At 61.0% G+C, this 14,872-nt stretch carries 16 protein-coding genes; 15 read left to right on the top strand and 1 reads right to left on the bottom strand.

The annotated features are described in order from the left end of the window. The first annotated feature begins 39 nt into the window (after positions 1-39). Complete coding sequence (locus JN756_RS24590; RefSeq protein ID WP_046382388.1) at positions 40-933, top strand: AraC family transcriptional regulator; 894 nt, start codon at positions 40-42, stop codon at positions 931-933. Between the two features lie 180 nt (positions 934-1,113). On the opposite strand, the gene JN756_RS24585 is transcribed toward JN756_RS24590, so the two are convergent. Further along, complete coding sequence (locus JN756_RS24585; protein WP_017848521.1) at positions 1,114-2,778, bottom strand: electron transfer flavoprotein-ubiquinone oxidoreductase; 1,665 nt, start codon at positions 2,776-2,778, stop codon at positions 1,114-1,116. Positions 2,779-3,308: 530 nt separating this feature from the next. On the opposite strand from JN756_RS24585, the gene JN756_RS24580 reads away from it, so the two are divergent. The 14 genes from JN756_RS24580 to JN756_RS24515 all read left to right on the top strand — a co-directional run bounded on the left by JN756_RS24580 (position 3,309) and on the right by JN756_RS24515 (position 14,871). Then, complete coding sequence (locus JN756_RS24580; RefSeq protein WP_017848520.1) at positions 3,309-4,058, top strand: electron transfer flavoprotein subunit beta/FixA family protein; 750 nt, start codon at positions 3,309-3,311, stop codon at positions 4,056-4,058. A gap of 2 nt (positions 4,059-4,060) precedes the next feature. Continuing rightward, positions 4,061-4,990 (top strand): electron transfer flavoprotein subunit alpha/FixB family protein, encoded by a 930-nt coding sequence (locus tag JN756_RS24575; RefSeq protein ID WP_017848519.1) that lies wholly within the window; start codon positions 4,061-4,063, stop codon positions 4,988-4,990. Positions 4,991-5,057: 67 nt separating this feature from the next. After that, complete coding sequence (locus tag JN756_RS24570) at positions 5,058-5,876, top strand: substrate-binding periplasmic protein (protein ID WP_046382389.1); 819 nt, start codon at positions 5,058-5,060, stop codon at positions 5,874-5,876. Between the two features lie 9 nt (positions 5,877-5,885). After that, positions 5,886-6,248 carry a DUF4398 domain-containing protein gene (locus tag JN756_RS24565; RefSeq protein ID WP_108524803.1) on the top strand — a complete coding sequence of 121 codons (363 nt, stop codon included), beginning with the start codon at positions 5,886-5,888 and terminating at the stop codon, positions 6,246-6,248. Next, positions 6,245-7,060, top strand: coding sequence for an OmpA family protein (locus tag JN756_RS24560; protein WP_057003789.1), 816 nt, complete (start codon positions 6,245-6,247; stop codon positions 7,058-7,060). Before JN756_RS24565 ends, JN756_RS24560 begins: the two co-directional genes overlap by 4 nt. Positions 7,061-7,265: 205 nt before the next feature. Beyond that, the gene (locus JN756_RS24555) at positions 7,266-8,705 is read left to right on the top strand and encodes an aminotransferase-like domain-containing protein (protein WP_017848515.1); all 1,440 of its coding nucleotides are present in this window, start codon (positions 7,266-7,268) and stop codon (positions 8,703-8,705) included. 104 nt (positions 8,706-8,809) lie between these two features. Beyond that, the gene (locus tag JN756_RS24550) at positions 8,810-9,301 is read left to right on the top strand and encodes a hypothetical protein (RefSeq protein ID WP_057003790.1); all 492 of its coding nucleotides are present in this window, start codon (positions 8,810-8,812) and stop codon (positions 9,299-9,301) included. A gap of 162 nt (positions 9,302-9,463) precedes the next feature. After that, entirely contained in the window at positions 9,464-9,718 is a 255-nt protein-coding gene (locus tag JN756_RS24545; RefSeq protein ID WP_017848513.1) for a YkgJ family cysteine cluster protein, read from the top strand. A gap of 40 nt (positions 9,719-9,758) precedes the next feature. Next, positions 9,759-10,364 carry an START domain-containing protein gene (locus tag JN756_RS24540; protein ID WP_057003791.1) on the top strand — a complete coding sequence of 202 codons (606 nt, stop codon included), beginning with the start codon at positions 9,759-9,761 and terminating at the stop codon, positions 10,362-10,364. A 103-nt stretch (positions 10,365-10,467) separates the two neighbouring features. Beyond that, positions 10,468-10,704: a hypothetical protein gene (locus JN756_RS24535; RefSeq protein ID WP_046382393.1), complete on the top strand. Its 237-nt coding sequence runs from the start codon at positions 10,468-10,470 to the stop codon at positions 10,702-10,704. A 213-nt stretch (positions 10,705-10,917) separates the two neighbouring features. Continuing rightward, positions 10,918-11,259, top strand: coding sequence for a ribonuclease E inhibitor RraB (locus JN756_RS24530; RefSeq protein WP_003193463.1), 342 nt, complete (start codon positions 10,918-10,920; stop codon positions 11,257-11,259). A 447-nt stretch (positions 11,260-11,706) separates the two neighbouring features. Continuing rightward, on the top strand, positions 11,707-13,116 hold the full coding sequence (locus JN756_RS24525) for a circularly permuted type 2 ATP-grasp protein (protein ID WP_046382394.1): 1,410 nt from the start codon (positions 11,707-11,709) through the stop codon (positions 13,114-13,116). 4 nt (positions 13,117-13,120) lie between these two features. Next, positions 13,121-14,071 (top strand): alpha-E domain-containing protein, encoded by a 951-nt coding sequence (locus JN756_RS24520; protein WP_026140215.1) that lies wholly within the window; start codon positions 13,121-13,123, stop codon positions 14,069-14,071. Then, entirely contained in the window at positions 14,068-14,871 is an 804-nt protein-coding gene (locus JN756_RS24515; protein ID WP_017848508.1) for a transglutaminase family protein, read from the top strand. The genes JN756_RS24520 and JN756_RS24515 overlap by 4 nt, the downstream gene beginning before the upstream one ends. Position 14,872 lies beyond the last annotated feature (1 nt).

The raw sequence follows: 14,872 nt of genomic DNA, 5'->3' as shown, positions 1-14,872 counted from the left end.
CGATGATGCTCTCATCCCTTATTCGCGAAGTTTTTTGCCATGTTGTTGACCCGCCATCTCGACGCCAACGCCACCCTGGTTTCCTTGATCGAGAGGCTGACGCCCTGCGACGGTTTCTCCCCGACCCACCTGCCGGGCGTGCAGGTGCTGCGCGCCAGTTGCGACGTCGCACGCGGGCCGCAGATCTATGAGCCGAGCCTGATGTTCGTCGCCCAGGGCAGCAAAGTCGCATACCTGGGCCCGCGTACCCTGGAGTACGGCGCGGGGCACTACCTGATCCAGGCGATGCCGGTGCCGTTCGAATGCGAGACGTTCGCCCTGGCGCCCGGCGCACCGCTGCTGGGGGTGACGGTGGGGATTGATCGGGTGGTACTGGGCGAATTGGTGATGGCCATGGGCATGCAGGCCGGGCCGCCGCCGACGGCGCAGACCTTGGAGTCGATGAGTTCGGTGGTGCTGGATGACGCCATGCGCGGTTGCGTCGAGCGCCTGTTGCAATGCCTGCATGATCCGTTGGAAAGCCGGATCATGGGCCCGGCGCGTGTGCGCGAATTACTCTTCACCGCCTTGCGCGGGCCCCAGGCCGATGTGTTGCGGGCGTTGGTGGAACAGCAGGGGCAGTTCTCGCGGATCGCCACCTCGTTGAATCACCTGCATGCTCATTACGCCGAGCCGCTGAATATCGAGACGTTGGCAGGTTACGCGCACATGAGTGCGTCGACCTTTCATGAACACTTCAAGCGCTGCACCTTGTTGTCGCCGGTGCAGTATCTGAAGCGTTTGCGTTTGCTCAAGGCGCAGCAGTTGTTGCTGGTGGAAGGCATGGGCGTGGCACAGGCGGCGCATCGGGTGGGGTATCAGAGTACGTCGCAGTTCAGCCGCGAATATAAGCGCTACTTCGAGCGCAACCCGGGCGAAGAGCGCGCTGCCTGATTCTCCCTGGCTCAACGGGATTAAAAATGTGGGAGGGGGCTTGCCCCCGATGACGGTGGGTCAGCCATCGATGTGCTGACTGTTCCACCGCTATCGGGGGCAAGCCCCCTCCCACATTGAGTTGATGCCAGCCACAAAAAAGGCTCCCGATCTGGGAGCCTCCTGGGTCATGCAACCCTTTTACATATTCGGGTAAGTCGGCCCACCTGCGCCTTCCGGCGTGACCCAGGTGATGTTCTGCGAAGGGTCTTTGATGTCACAGGTCTTGCAGTGTACGCAGTTCTGGGCGTTGATCTGGAAGCGCTTCTCGCCGTCTTCCTTGGTCACCACTTCATACACGCCGGCCGGGCAGTAGCGCTGCGCCGGTTCATCGTAGAGCGGCAGGTTGGTGCCGATCGGGATGCTCGGGTCTTTGAGTTTCAAGTGGCACGGCTGTTCTTCTTCGTGGTTGGTGCCGGAGATGAACACCGAGCTCAGTTTGTCGAAGCTCAGCTTGCCGTCGGGCTTGGGGTAGTCGATCTTCTGGCAGTCCTTGGCCAGCTTGAGGCAGGCGTAGTCCGGCTTGGTGTCGTGCAGGGTGAACGGCATTTTGCCGCCGAGGATGTTCTGGTCGAACCAGTTGAAGCCGGCACCGATGATCGGGCCGAACTTGTGCATCGCCGGGCCGAAGTTACGGGTGGCGAACAGTTCTTCGTAGAGCCAGCTGGCTTTGAACGCGTCGACGTAGTTGGTCAGCTCGTCGCCGCCTTCGGCGTCGGCCAACAGGCGCTCGGCCACGGCGTCGGCGGCGAGCATGCCGGACTTCATCGCGGTGTGGCTGCCTTTGATCTTGGCCACGTTCATGGTGCCCAGGTCACAGCCGATCAATGCGCCGCCCTTGAACACCATCTTCGGCAACGAGTTGATGCCGCCCTTGGCCAGCGCGCGCGCGCCGTAGCTGACGCGCTTGCCACCTTCCAGATACTGGGCCAGCACCGGGTGATGCTTGAGGCGCTGGAACTCATCGAACGGCGACAGGAAAGTGTTGCTGTAGGACAGGTCGACGATCAGGCCGACCACCACCTGGTTGTTTTCCAGGTGATAGAGGAACGAGCCACCGGTGTTCTCGTTGCTCATGATGTCCAGCGGCCAACCGGCGGTGTGGACCACCAGGCCGGGTTGATGCTTGGCCGGGTCGATTTCCCAGATTTCCTTCAGGCCGATGCCGTAGTGCTGGGCGTCGGCGTCGCTGTCCAGCTTGAAGCGCTGGATCAGTTGCTTGCCGATATGGCCACGGCAGCCTTCGGCGAACAGCGTGTACTTGCCGCGCAGTTCCATGCCGGGGGTGTAGACGCCTTCCTTCGGCTTGCCTTCGCGGTCGACGCCGAGGTCGCCGGTGATGATCCCGCGCACCACGCCGTTTTCGTCGAACAGCGCTTCCTGCGCGGCGAAGCCTGGGTAGACTTCCACGCCGAGGTTCTCGGCCTGCTGAGCCAGCCAGCGGCACAGGTTGCCCAGGGAGATAATGTAGTTGCCTTCGTTGTGCATGGTCTTGGGCACAAAGAAGTCAGGCACCTTGGTCGAGGTGTCGGCGCTGCGCAGCACATAGATGTCATCGCGCACCACCGGGGTGTTGAGCGGAGCGCCGAGTTCTTTCCAGTCCGGGAACAGTTCGTTCAGGGCGCGTGGTTCGAACACGGCACCGGAAAGGATATGTGCGCCGACCTCGGAGCCTTTCTCGACCACGCAGACGCTGATTTCCTTACCGGCTTCGGCGGCCTTCTGCTTCAGTCGGCAGGCGGCAGACAGGCCCGCCGGGCCAGCGCCGACGATGACCACGTCGAATTCCATGTATTCGCGTTCCACAGGCTATCTCCTACTCAGGCTCACAGGCTTTTTTTCTAATGGGTGGAGGTTGGGTGTCGTAAGCGTCATCGCTGCGTTCACTGGGCAGGCGGATGACCACCTTTCTCTCTAGGTGGCGCATTATATCTACACCACTCTCAGCGTCCAATACAAACGTTTGTTTGAATTGCTTGGAAGCTAGGTAAATCAAAGCAACGGGGCTTATGACTGGCCATTTTGCCGTATTGACCAGAATAGGCGTTCCGGTCAAGATACGGTCGGTTTTGCGCTCGCCGTAGGCTGACTGTAGGTTTCAAGAGCACCTTTAAAGACAGGCGAAGGCGAAAAAGAGTGACGCGTGCCCAATGCTGGCGCGCAGTTTACACGTCGCGATCATGAATGACCTCCCAGTCACCACTGACGAACGGTCATCACTCTCCATCGCTGCGTCACTTGCCGAAGGTTTTGAAGGTGCCCTTGTGTGCCGATGAGCATCAACCGCCAGGTTCGCCTAGGCGACTTTCTTTTCACCGGAGAGTAACGAGGAATCCATGAAGGTTCTTGTAGCTGTCAAACGCGTTGTCGATTACAACGTGAAAGTTCGCGTCAAGGCGGACAATTCCGGCGTCGACCTCGCTAACGTCAAGATGTCGATGAACCCTTTCTGCGAAATCGCCGTGGAAGAAGCCGTGCGCCTGAAAGAGAAAGGCGTGGCGACTGAAATCGTCGTGGTTACCATCGGCCCGACCACTGCTCAAGAGCAGCTGCGTACCGCTCTGGCCCTGGGCGCTGATCGCGCCATCCTGGTCGAGTCCGCTGAAGAACTGACCTCCCTGGCCGTGGCCAAGTTGCTCAAAGCCGTTGTCGACAAGGAACAGCCATCGCTGGTGATCCTCGGCAAACAGGCCATCGACAGCGACAACAACCAGACTGGCCAGATGCTGGCTGCACTGACCGGTTACGGCCAGGGCACCTTCGCCTCGAAAGTCGAAGTGAGCGGCGACAGCGTTGCCGTGACCCGCGAAATCGACGGCGGCGCGCAGACAGTTTCGTTGAAACTGCCGGCCATCGTCACCACCGACCTGCGTTTGAACGAGCCGCGCTACGCGTCTCTGCCAAACATCATGAAAGCCAAGAAGAAGCCTCTCGAAGTGCTGACTCCGGATGCTTTGGGCGTTTCCACCGCCTCTACCAACAAGACCGTCAAAGTCGAAGCGCCGGCTGCACGCAGCGCGGGCATCAAGGTCAAGTCGGTGGCTGAACTGGTCGAGAAACTGAAAAACGAAGCGAAGGTAATCTAATCATGACTATCTTGGTAATCGCTGAACACGACAACAAGGTACTGGCTCCGGCCACCCTGAACACCGTGGCCGCCGCGGCGAAAATCGGTGGTGACATCCACGTGCTGGTTGCAGGTCAGGGCGCTGGCGCCGTGGCTGAAGCCGCGGCGAAAGTCGCTGGCGTGAGCAAAGTACTGCTGGCCGACAACGCCGCTTACGCTCACCAACTGCCGGAAAACGTCGCGCCTCTGGTCGCCGAGCTGGGTGCTGGCTACAGCCACATCCTGGCTGCTGCCACCTCCAACGGCAAAAACATCCTGCCGCGGGTTGCCGCGCAACTGGACGTTGACCAGATCTCCGAGATCATCTCGGTCGAAAGCGCCGACACCTTCAAGCGCCCGATCTACGCCGGCAACGCCATTGCCACCGTGCAATCGACCGCCGCGGTCAAGGTCATCACCGTGCGCGCCACCGGTTTCGACCCGGTTGCCGCCGAAGGCGGTTCGGCCGCCGTTGAAGCCGTCTCCGCGGCCCATGACGCGGGCATTTCCAGCTTCGTCGGCGAAGAGCTGGCCAAGTCGGATCGTCCTGAGCTGACCGCTGCCAAGATCGTCGTTTCCGGCGGGCGTGGCATGCAGAACGGCGACAACTTCAAGCACCTGTACGCCCTGGCCGACAAGCTGGGCGCTGCCGTCGGCGCTTCCCGCGCTGCGGTCGACGCAGGTTTCGTGCCCAACGACATGCAGGTCGGCCAGACCGGCAAGATCGTTGCGCCACAGCTGTACATCGCCGTCGGTATCTCCGGCGCGATCCAGCATTTGGCCGGCATGAAAGACTCCAAGGTGATCGTAGCGATCAACAAGGACGAAGAAGCACCGATCTTCCAGGTGGCTGATTACGGCCTGGTGGCGGACTTGTTCGAAGCCGTACCTGAATTGGAGAAGCTGGTCTAATCCAGTCGCTTCACTTATAAAGAGCCCGGTCTTTTGACCGGGCTTTTTATTATCGGAGCACCTCGCCATGGAATTGCGCCCCTGGGCCACACTGCTGGGTTTCACACTGTTGCTGCCGACCCTGTCGCTGGCGGCCGGCAAATGCGAGCGCCTGGTGGCTACCGGCAGCCCGGACGCTCCGCCTTTGCTCTGGCGCGATCCCCAGGACCCCACGCACTTGATCGGCGCCACCGCCGACATGTTGCAGCAAGTGGCCCAGGACCTTGGGTTGAAAATCGACCTGCTCTATGGCGGCAAGCGTTCCCAGGCCTTGGACGAAGTGCGCAGCGGGCGCATGGATCTGCTGGCCGATGCGCCGTTGAATATCGGCGAGCTGGAAACCCTCGACTACCTCCACCCGGCGCTGGTGCAGATCGACTATCTGGTCTGGACCCGCAAGGACTCGGCGCTGGCCTATGCCACGGCCGCCGACCTGCACGGCCATCAGGGCGCGGTGTCGGAACGGGCGCGGTTGAGCCACGACTTTGAAACCTTCGCCGCCCAGCAATTGACCCTGCAACGCCTGCCCACCTTGACTCCGGCGTTTCAGAAACTGCTGCTGGGGGAAGTGGACTACGTACTCGCCGGGCGTTACTCCGGCATGGCCATGGCCGAGACCCTGGGCATGAGCAATGACCTGTTCGCCCGCGACGTGCCCGTCGATCAGCCTGGCTTGTACCTGGCGATTTCCCACAACTCCGCGTGCAATGACCCCTGGCTGCGCGGACAGCTGGCGAAAAAGATGACAGAATTGTCCGGGTCTGGTGTGGCGCAAGCTGCGCTGCAGCGCAATCTGGAGCGCTGGAAAGCGCAATTGCAACAACCCGTCGGCACCCCAACAAAGTAGGGATTTTCAGTGATTTTTCGACCTTTTTTAGCGGCCCTCGCCGTTGTTGCTCTGGCGGGATGTGCAGCCGATCCTGCGCCGAATGAACAAATACGCCTCACCCAGCAAGCGTTGGAACAAGCCAGCGCCGTGGGTGCCAACTCCGATGAATCGTCCGAACTGAAACTGGCTGAAGGTAAATTCGCCCAGGCTCAGGCTGATATGGCCGACCAGTCCTACAAGAACGCGCGCATGCAGGCCGAACAGGCCGAGCTGGATGCGCGTCTCGCCGAAGCCCAAGTGTTGACCCGCAAGAGTCAGGAACAACTGAACGTGCTCAATACCCGTATCACCCGCCTGCGCAAGCAATTGCAGCTGGGAGAAGCCCAATGAGCCCGATGATCCGTGGCTTGAGTTGCGTCGTGCTGCTGGGCAGCGCGGCCCTGGGCGGTTGCGCCAGCCACCCGAATGGCGAGCAGGCCCTGCAACAGGCGGGCAGCGACTTCCAGAAGGTCAAGGAAGACGCCAACGTGCTGCGCTTCGCGCCCAAGGACGTGATCCGCGCCGGAGAGTCCCTGGCCCGTGCCGATCGCTTGTCCAGCTATTGGGGCAGCGGTGCCGACGTGGTGCATTACGCCTACCTCAGCCAGCGCTACAGCGCGATCGCCCGCGAACACACCGAGCAGGCGCTCAATCAGGAACGCGGCACCAAACTCGAACTGGAACGCCAGCGCCTGCAACTGGCCCTGCGCGAGAGCAAGCTGATCAGCGTGCAGCAGCAGGGCAAATGGCTCGAGGAACAGATCGCCAGCCTGGCCACCACCCAGACCGATCGCGGCCTGGTGATGACCCTGGGCGACGTGTTGTTCGACACCGGTGAAGCCGAACTGAAAAACTCGGCCAACCGCACCGTGCTGAAAATCGTCCAGTTCCTGCAACTGAACCCCAAGCGCATCGTGCGTATCGAGGGTTACACCGACAGCACCGGCGGCGAGCAGGAAAACCTCCAACTGTCCCGCGACCGCGCGCAATCGGTGGCGGATGTGCTGGTGGACCTGGGGATCGACGAAAAGCGCATCCAGGTCGAAGGCTATGGCGACCAGTACCCGGTGGAGGCCAATGCTTCCGAGCGCGGCCGCGCGCAGAACCGCCGGGTAGAGATCGTGTTCTCCGACGCGAAGGGCCAGTTGGGCGCCGCCCGCTAGGAACCTGGCGCAAGCAAAATGTGGGAGGGGGCGCCCCCTCCCACATTTTTTTCGGGGTACCCGAAACGCCTCAGGCCACCCTTACAGTTTTTTCTATCACTGCCGCTCGCGCTCGACTATTGTGGCAACTGTCCCCGTACACTTCTAAACTGTGCCGGTATGTTTCACACAAAAATAAAATAGCCGTGAAATCGAGTGCTGCGTCATGACCAATCTGTTGCTTTACCAACGTATCGCCCAGCAACTGGCTGAGGATATCCGGCGCGGTGTCTATCAACCGGGCGAGCGCGTGCCTTCGGTGCGCAAGATGAGCTCCCAGCTCAACGTCAGCCATGCCACGGTGTTGCAGGCTTACGCCAACCTGGAAGATCAGGGCTTGATTCGCGCACGGCCGCAGTCCGGGTATTACGTACACCAGACACCGGCGCTGACGGCGCCGACGCCGGATATCGCCCGGGTCGAGCGCCCGGGGTTGGTGACGCGCAGCAGCATCATTCAGCAAGTGTTGGTGGAGTCGCGTCGCGAAGGCGTATTCCCGCTGGGCGCGGCCGTGCCGAGTGTGGATTACTTGCCGGTACGCGCACTGCACCAGCAGTTGGCCAAGGTCACGCGCTTCCAGAGCCCGCGGGCGTTCAGCTACATGTTCAGCCCCGGCTTCGAGCCGTTGCGCCGCCAGGTGGCGATCCGCATGCGCGATGCCGGCGTGGTGGTGGACCCCTCCGAAGTGGTGATCACCCACGGCTGCGTCGATGCCCTGCAGATGTCGTTACGGGTGCTGACGCGGCCGGGCGACCTGATCGCCGCCGAGTCGCCGACCTATTACGGCTTGCTGCAATTGGCGGATCTGCTGGGCCTCAAGGTCATCGAGATCCCCAGCGACCCCGCCACCGGCATGAGCCTGGAAGCCCTGCAATTGGCCGCTAACCAGTGGTCGATCAAAGCCCTGGTGCTGACCACGCGCCTGAGCAACCCGTTGGGCGGCACCATGCCCGAGGAGCGCCAGAAACACTTGCTGCGCCTGGCCTCGGATTTCGATATCCAGATCGTCGAAGACGATATCTACGGCGAACTGATGTTCGAACTGGGGCGCACCAAAGCCCTGAAAGCCTACGATCGCCTCGACCGCGTGATTTATTGCTCGAGCTTTTCCAAAACCTTGTCACCCGGCGTGCGTATCGGCTGGATGATCGCCGGCAAGTACCAGCAGGAAATCCAGCGTTTGCAGATGTTCAGCACCCATTCGGCGTGCAGCGTCACCCAGATGGGTGTCGCCGCGTACCTGGAGAACGGCGGTTACGATCGGCACCTGCGTTACATCCGCCAGGAGTACCGCAAGAACCTCAGCGCGTTCCAACTGGCGGTTCAGCAGTATTTTCCCGAAGGCACCCAGATGACCCGTCCGACCGGCGGTTTTATCCTGTGGGTCAGTTTGCCGGGGCGGGTCAATACCCAGGAACTGCACGTGCGTGCATTGCAGCAGGGCATCAGCATCGCACCGGGGTTGATCTTCAGTAATACGGAACAGTTCAACCACTGTATTCGTCTGAACTGCGGCACGCCGTGGAATCGCGAGGCAGAGCGGGCGCTGATGACTTTGGGGATGCTCGCCAGTCAGTTATGCCTGGAGACAGCGGCCGGCTTGTGAGGCTCGCCAAGCAGCCAGTTCTGATAGCTGGCCAATCACCGCGCTTGTCATGCTGCCCTCAACAAGCGAGCATATGGCCTTCTGCCGTTAAAGCTGTTGGCAATATGACTTCTATTTTTCGCGCTGTTTTAGTGATTAGCCTGTTCAGCCTGAGTCACGTCGGCGTCACGCTGGCGGCGACGCCTGTGGCGGACCCCGCACCGACCGCGAGTACCGAGCACACAACCCCCGCAAAAAAACCGACCCCGGCGAAAAAAGCCCCGGCGACCAACAAAAAAAACGCGTCGGCAAAAAAACGCGCGCCGATTGCGAGCAAGTCCAAGTCCGCCCGCGAAGTGGCCCAGACCCACTTGCCACCGGCACAGTTGGATTTGTCCCTGCCTTCCGACATGGTCAGGCACCTGCAGCCCATCGGCAGCATGCCCGCGCCAAAAAACGTACCGTTGTTGCCGCCGATGTTTGGTGAAAAGCCGGCTGACAACAGTGCGTTCCAGATCAACGGTCGCCTGCTCAGCAATGAGATGAAGCTGCAACTGCGCAACGAAGAACGGCGTGAGGTGGAAGGCGCGGCGCTGGATTTCGAATTCAAACAATAAACTTTTCCGACGAAGGTGACGTCGACACCCGACCATCTGTCGCAGACTGGTCAGTCACTTTTATTTTCTGCGAAAAACCCCTGTTAGACCATTTTAAAACGGCTGTTTAAGGGCGTACTCTAGCCCGGCCGTCCCTATTGAGCCGTCGAGGACCTGTTGCTCATGAAATGCCGTGAAGGCTGTGGCGCTTGCTGCATCGCCCCCTCCATCAGTTCACCGCTGCCGGGAATGCCCCACGGCAAACCCGCGGGCGAACGCTGCCTGCACCTGTCGGTCGAACAGTTATGCCTGCTGTTCGGACAACCGGAACGGCCGGCGGTGTGCAGTGATTTCAAGGCGGATATCGAGGTCTGCGGCACCGACCAGGCCGATGCGATCAGGTTGATCGGCTGGTGGGAGCAGATGACGGCGGCTTGATGGCTTTACTATCGGAACTTCAACAATAAGGAATACAACAATGGGTTCGCTGAAACGAATGGCTGTGTTGTGCGGTTTTACGGTGTTGTTTGCTGCCACTGCTCAGGCTGAGGATTGGCAAGTCGCCAAGGATGAAGACGGGATCAAGGTGTCGCTGAGCGAAGTCGCCGGTTCCAAGTACAAGGCGTATCGCGGTGTGACAGTGATCAAGGCCCCCGTGGCCAAGATCGAGGCCTTGCAGGAAGATGCGGTCGGTGCCTGCGCCTGGATTCATGACTGCAAGTCGCAAAAACTGCTCAAGCAGGAGGGCGTCAAGAGCTGGACCTACACCCAATTCAAGGCCCCGTTCCCAGTGACCGACCGCGATTCGATCCTGGAAATCACCACGTCCAAGGCCGCCGACGGCAGCGTGACCCGCGCGCTGCTGGAAGTGCCGACCTATCAGCCGGAAGTGAAGGGTTATGTGCGCGTGGCCCAGGTCGACGGCTACTGGAAACTGGTGCCTAAAGGCGCCAACGAAACCGAAGTGACCTACCAGGTACACACCGAGCCAGGCGGCAGCGTGCCTTCGTGGTTGGCCAACAAGTTCGTGGTGGACGCCCCGTTCAACACCTTGAAAGCCCTCAGGGAACGCGCCGAGAAGTAAGCGCGGTAGACCCGGTGCCTGCGACCTTGAGTGGAACGTTTAGCGAGCCCTCAAGGTCCAGATAGAGGTAAGCCCACACGCGGGCTTTATCGAGGAGGCACCGATGCAAAAGTGGCAGATTACCTTCGTTGATGATCACGGCGTGCAGTCCGTGGAGCAGTTCACCTGCGAGCGCAAGCCCAGCCTCGAAGATGCGGCACACTTGATTCGCGACAAGCTGGTGCCGGTGGCCGCCGAACTGGACCTCAATGACCTGGAAGGCCGTAAACCCGAACCGACGGTCAAGATCCTCAAAGACCAGAACAGTATCCAGATCCTCGACATCTCTCCCGTCGTCTGAACATTCCCTGTCTGCCATTCAAGCGCCTCTGGTGGAGGTGATAGCTTCGCGCTACTCTGCAAGTGAGATCAGCGAATGAATCGCTAAGGTCTGGTCTTGTCAGCTACATGCTTGTTTTCCAGCGGTGATGTCATTGCCGTAGTACCCGCGCCAGTAAGGCGTGGGCTTCGGGAAGCACGGAAAGTCTATCCATCGGTTTGAGGAGGACGTTTCATGAGCACAGCCTATCAAGAAGACATCAGCACCAACGTTCTGCGCCGCATGAAAGAAGGCGGCTTCGATTTTTCACGGTTCCACCCCATCGAGTTCTACGCCATTTTCCCGGACGAGGAACGGGCGCGCAGGGCTGCGGGTCGGTTTCGTGGCGAATCCCTGAATGCCCAGGTCAGCGCGCGCGACGATGGCGCCTGGTACCTGGAACTGAGCAAGATCATGTTTGCAACCTACGACGGCATAGGAGACTTCGAGCAAGACTTTGAAGCGGTGGTCGAGCCGCTGGGCGGGATCATCGAAGGATGGGGCGTCAAGCAGGAGGTGCGTGGGTTACCCATGTAGCAGTATGAGAAACACAGCGTATCGGCTGACCTTTGGGTCGGCCGATTTTGTTTGTGGCGTCTGAAATCAGACGCAACTCGCGCGGTATTTCCAGGCAAAAAAAACCACCCGAGTGGGGTGGTCGAAAGGGAAGACCGGAGGAGTCGGTCGATACACGAGATCACACGGTACCGATTGCGCGATGGGTAAGGCTGTAGGACGAGTCCTGTTCAGCAGATGACGGTGATTATCCGCACCGGGGGGCGGGCAGTGAAATCAACACTGGCTATGCTGTTGATAGTCAAAGCCCGCATTGTGATGAAGCGCGCGACAAGACACCGGGCATTCCGCGCACCAGGATGGTGCGCTTAACTCCCCGCTATTATTTAACTCACTGATTTTTAAGTGTTTATGCCGCTGGCACGGGCCTTGCGATGATTCTTGCGTCCGGGTGACAAGGAGTACGGCATGATCCGCACTTATTACGACGAAATGTACGATGGGGCAGGGCAGGTTCGCCCTCATTACCGCGAGTTCGCCCGCTGGTTGGCCGAAACCCCCGCTGAACTGCTGGCCCAGCGCCGGCGTGAAGCCGATTTGCTGTTTCACCGCGCCGGGATCACTTTCACCCTCTACGGGGATGAGCAGGGCACCGAGCGCCTGATACCCTTCGACACCATCCCGCGCAGCATTCCCGCCAGTGAATGGCGGATTGTCGAACGTGGCTGCATTCAGCGGGTCAAGGCGCTGAACATGTTTCTCGCCGACCTCTACCATGAACAACGCATCATCAAGGCCGGGATCATTCCCGCCGAACAGGTGCTGGCCAACGAGCAGTATCAGTTGGCTATGCAGGGCTTGAATCTGCACCGCGATCTGTATTCCCACATCTCCGGTGTCGATCTCGTGCGTGATGGTGACGGCACTTACTACGTGCTGGAGGACAACCTACGCACGCCCAGCGGCGTCAGCTACATGCTCGAAGACCGCAAGATGATGATGCGCTTGTTCCCCGAACTGTTCGCGGCCCAGCGTATCGCACCGATCGACCACTACCCCAACTTGCTGCTCGACACCCTGAAAAGCGCCAGCCCCCTGGATAACCCCAGCGTGGTGGTGTTGACCCCCGGGCGTTTCAACAGTGCGTTCTTTGAGCATGCTTTCCTCGCCCGGGAAATGGGCGTGGAACTGGTGGAGGGCGCCGACCTGTTCGTGCGCGATGACCGCGTTTTCATGCGTACCACCGACGGCCCCAAGGCCGTGGACGTGATCTATCGCCGCCTCGACGATGCGTTTCTCGACCCGCTGGCCTTCAACCCGGACTCCATGCTCGGCGTCCCCGGCCTGCTTGCCGCCTATCGTTCGGGCAATGTGGTGTTGGCCAACGCGATCGGCACCGGGGTGGCGGATGACAAGTCGGTGTACCCCTTTGTCACCGAGATGATCCGTTTTTACCTGGATGAAGAACCGATCTTGAAGAACGTTCCGACCTTCCAATGCCGTAAGCCCGACGAACTGTCCCACGTACTGGCTAACCTGCCGCACCTGGTGGTCAAGGAAACCCAAGGCTCCGGCGGCTACGGCATGCTCGTCGGTCCGGCTTCCACGGCGGCGGAAATCGAAGCCTTCCGCGCGCGTATCAAGGCCAAGCCCCACGCCTATATCGCACAGCCGACCCTGTGTTTATCCACCTGCCCGACCTTCGTCGAAAACGGTATCGCCCCGCGCCATATCGACCTGCGCCCGTTCGTGTTGTCCGGCAAGGAAACCCGCGTGGTGCCCGGCGGCCTGACCCGCGTGGCCCTGCGCGAAGGTTCACTGGTGGTCAACTCGTCCCAGGGCGGCGGCACCAAAGACACTTGGGTGGTTGAGGACTGATGCCATGTTGAGTAGAACTGCCTCGGATCTGTACTGGATGTCGCGCTACCTCGAACGCGCGGAAAACCTCGCGCGCATGCTCGACGTCAGCTATTCGCTGTCGCTGATGCCCCAGGACGGGCGCGGCGACGGCCTGCATGAACTGGCCATGCCGTTGCTGATCACCGGCACGCTGGACGACTACCACGCGCGACACGGTGAGCTGCACGCCGAACGCCTGCTGCACTTTTTCGCCCTGGACGCGGCCAACCCGGCCAGCATCTACAGCTGCCTCGGTGCTGCGCGGGCCAGCGCCCATGCGGTGCGTGGGCGAATCACGGCCGACATGTGGGAAAACATAAACGCCACCTGGCTGGATATCCGCGACATCGCCCAGCAAGGCTTGAGCCGCTACGGCATGAGCCGGTTCTGTGAGTGGGTCAAGGAGCGTTCGCACCTGTTTCGCGGCGCGACCTACGGCACGATCATGCGCAACGATGCTTTCCGCTTTATCCGTCTGGGCACTTTCATCGAGCGCGCCGACAACACCCTGCGCCTGCTGGACGCACGCTATGAAATGGCCGGCGACCAGGCCGAAGCGGTCAGCGATGGCACGGCCCACGCGTACTACCAGTGGAGTGCCTTGTTGCGTGCGTTGTCGTCGTTTGAGGCCTACACCGAGATCTACCGCGACGCCCCCGGCGCTCGGCAAGTGGCGGAGCTGTTGCTGTTGCGCGCCGATGTGCCGCGCTCACTGCGGGCCTGCAGCGAAGAGATCGACCAGATCCTCGCCAGCCTGCCCGGCCTCAACGGCCGCCCGGCCCAGCGCCTGGCCGCCGAAATGGATGCGCGCCTGCGCTTTACCGCCATCGACGAAATCCTCGAGGAAGGCCTGCATGCCTGGCTGACCGACTTTATTCCCTTGGTCCGCCAGTTGGGCGACGCCATCTACAGTTCCTACCTGGAGGCGGCATGAGACTCTCCATCAGCCACGAAACCACCTACCACTACGACGATCAGGTGCGCGCCAGCATCCAGTACCTGCGCCTTACGCCCCACGACAGCGAACGCCAGCACGTACTCAGTTGGCAACTGGATCTACCGCGTCCGGTGCGCGCCCAGGTCGACCCGTTCGGCAATATCCTGCATGTGCTGACACTGGACGAGCCTCACGACGCCATCATCATCGGCGCCCGGGGCCAGGTCGATATCGACGAGTTGCGCGAGGCTGAGCACGAGAGCCAGTCCGCCTACCCGTTCCTGCGCAGTACGCGGCTGACCGAGCCCGACGAAGCCCTGCGCCGCTTTGCCGAGCAGCATTGCCATCAGCGCCGCGACCGCAGCGCCTTGATCGACCTGATGCACGCGCTCAACCACTCGATGGTCTACACGCCCGGCGCCACGGAGGTCGACACCAGCGCCGCGCAGGCCTTCGCGGGGCGTGCGGGGGTGTGCCAGGACCACACCCACGCGTTCCTGGCCTGCGCGCGCAGCCTGGGGATTCCAGCGCGGTATGTGTCGGGGTATTTGTACACCGAGGACAGCACGCACCTGGCCAGTCACGCCTGGGCCGAAGCCTGGCTGGACGACGCCTGGTACAGCTTTGACGTGACCAACCAATTGGCGCGGCCGGAGCGGCACCTGAAACTGGCTGTGGGCCTGGATTATCTGGACGCCTGCCCGGTACGCGGCATGCGGCGCGGCGGCGGGCATGAGCAGATGCATGCCAAGGTGTCGGTGGCGCCGACGCCGCTGGTTTCGGTGCAGCAGCAATAGC

Origin of the sequence: Pseudomonas sp. Y39-6 (assembly GCF_023651955.1) — a bacterium.
GTDB classification, from domain to species: domain Bacteria; phylum Pseudomonadota; class Gammaproteobacteria; order Pseudomonadales; family Pseudomonadaceae; genus Aquipseudomonas; species Aquipseudomonas veronii.
The sequence above is the reverse complement of the archived record's forward strand: the minus strand, read 5'-3'. Positions and strand labels throughout refer to the sequence as shown.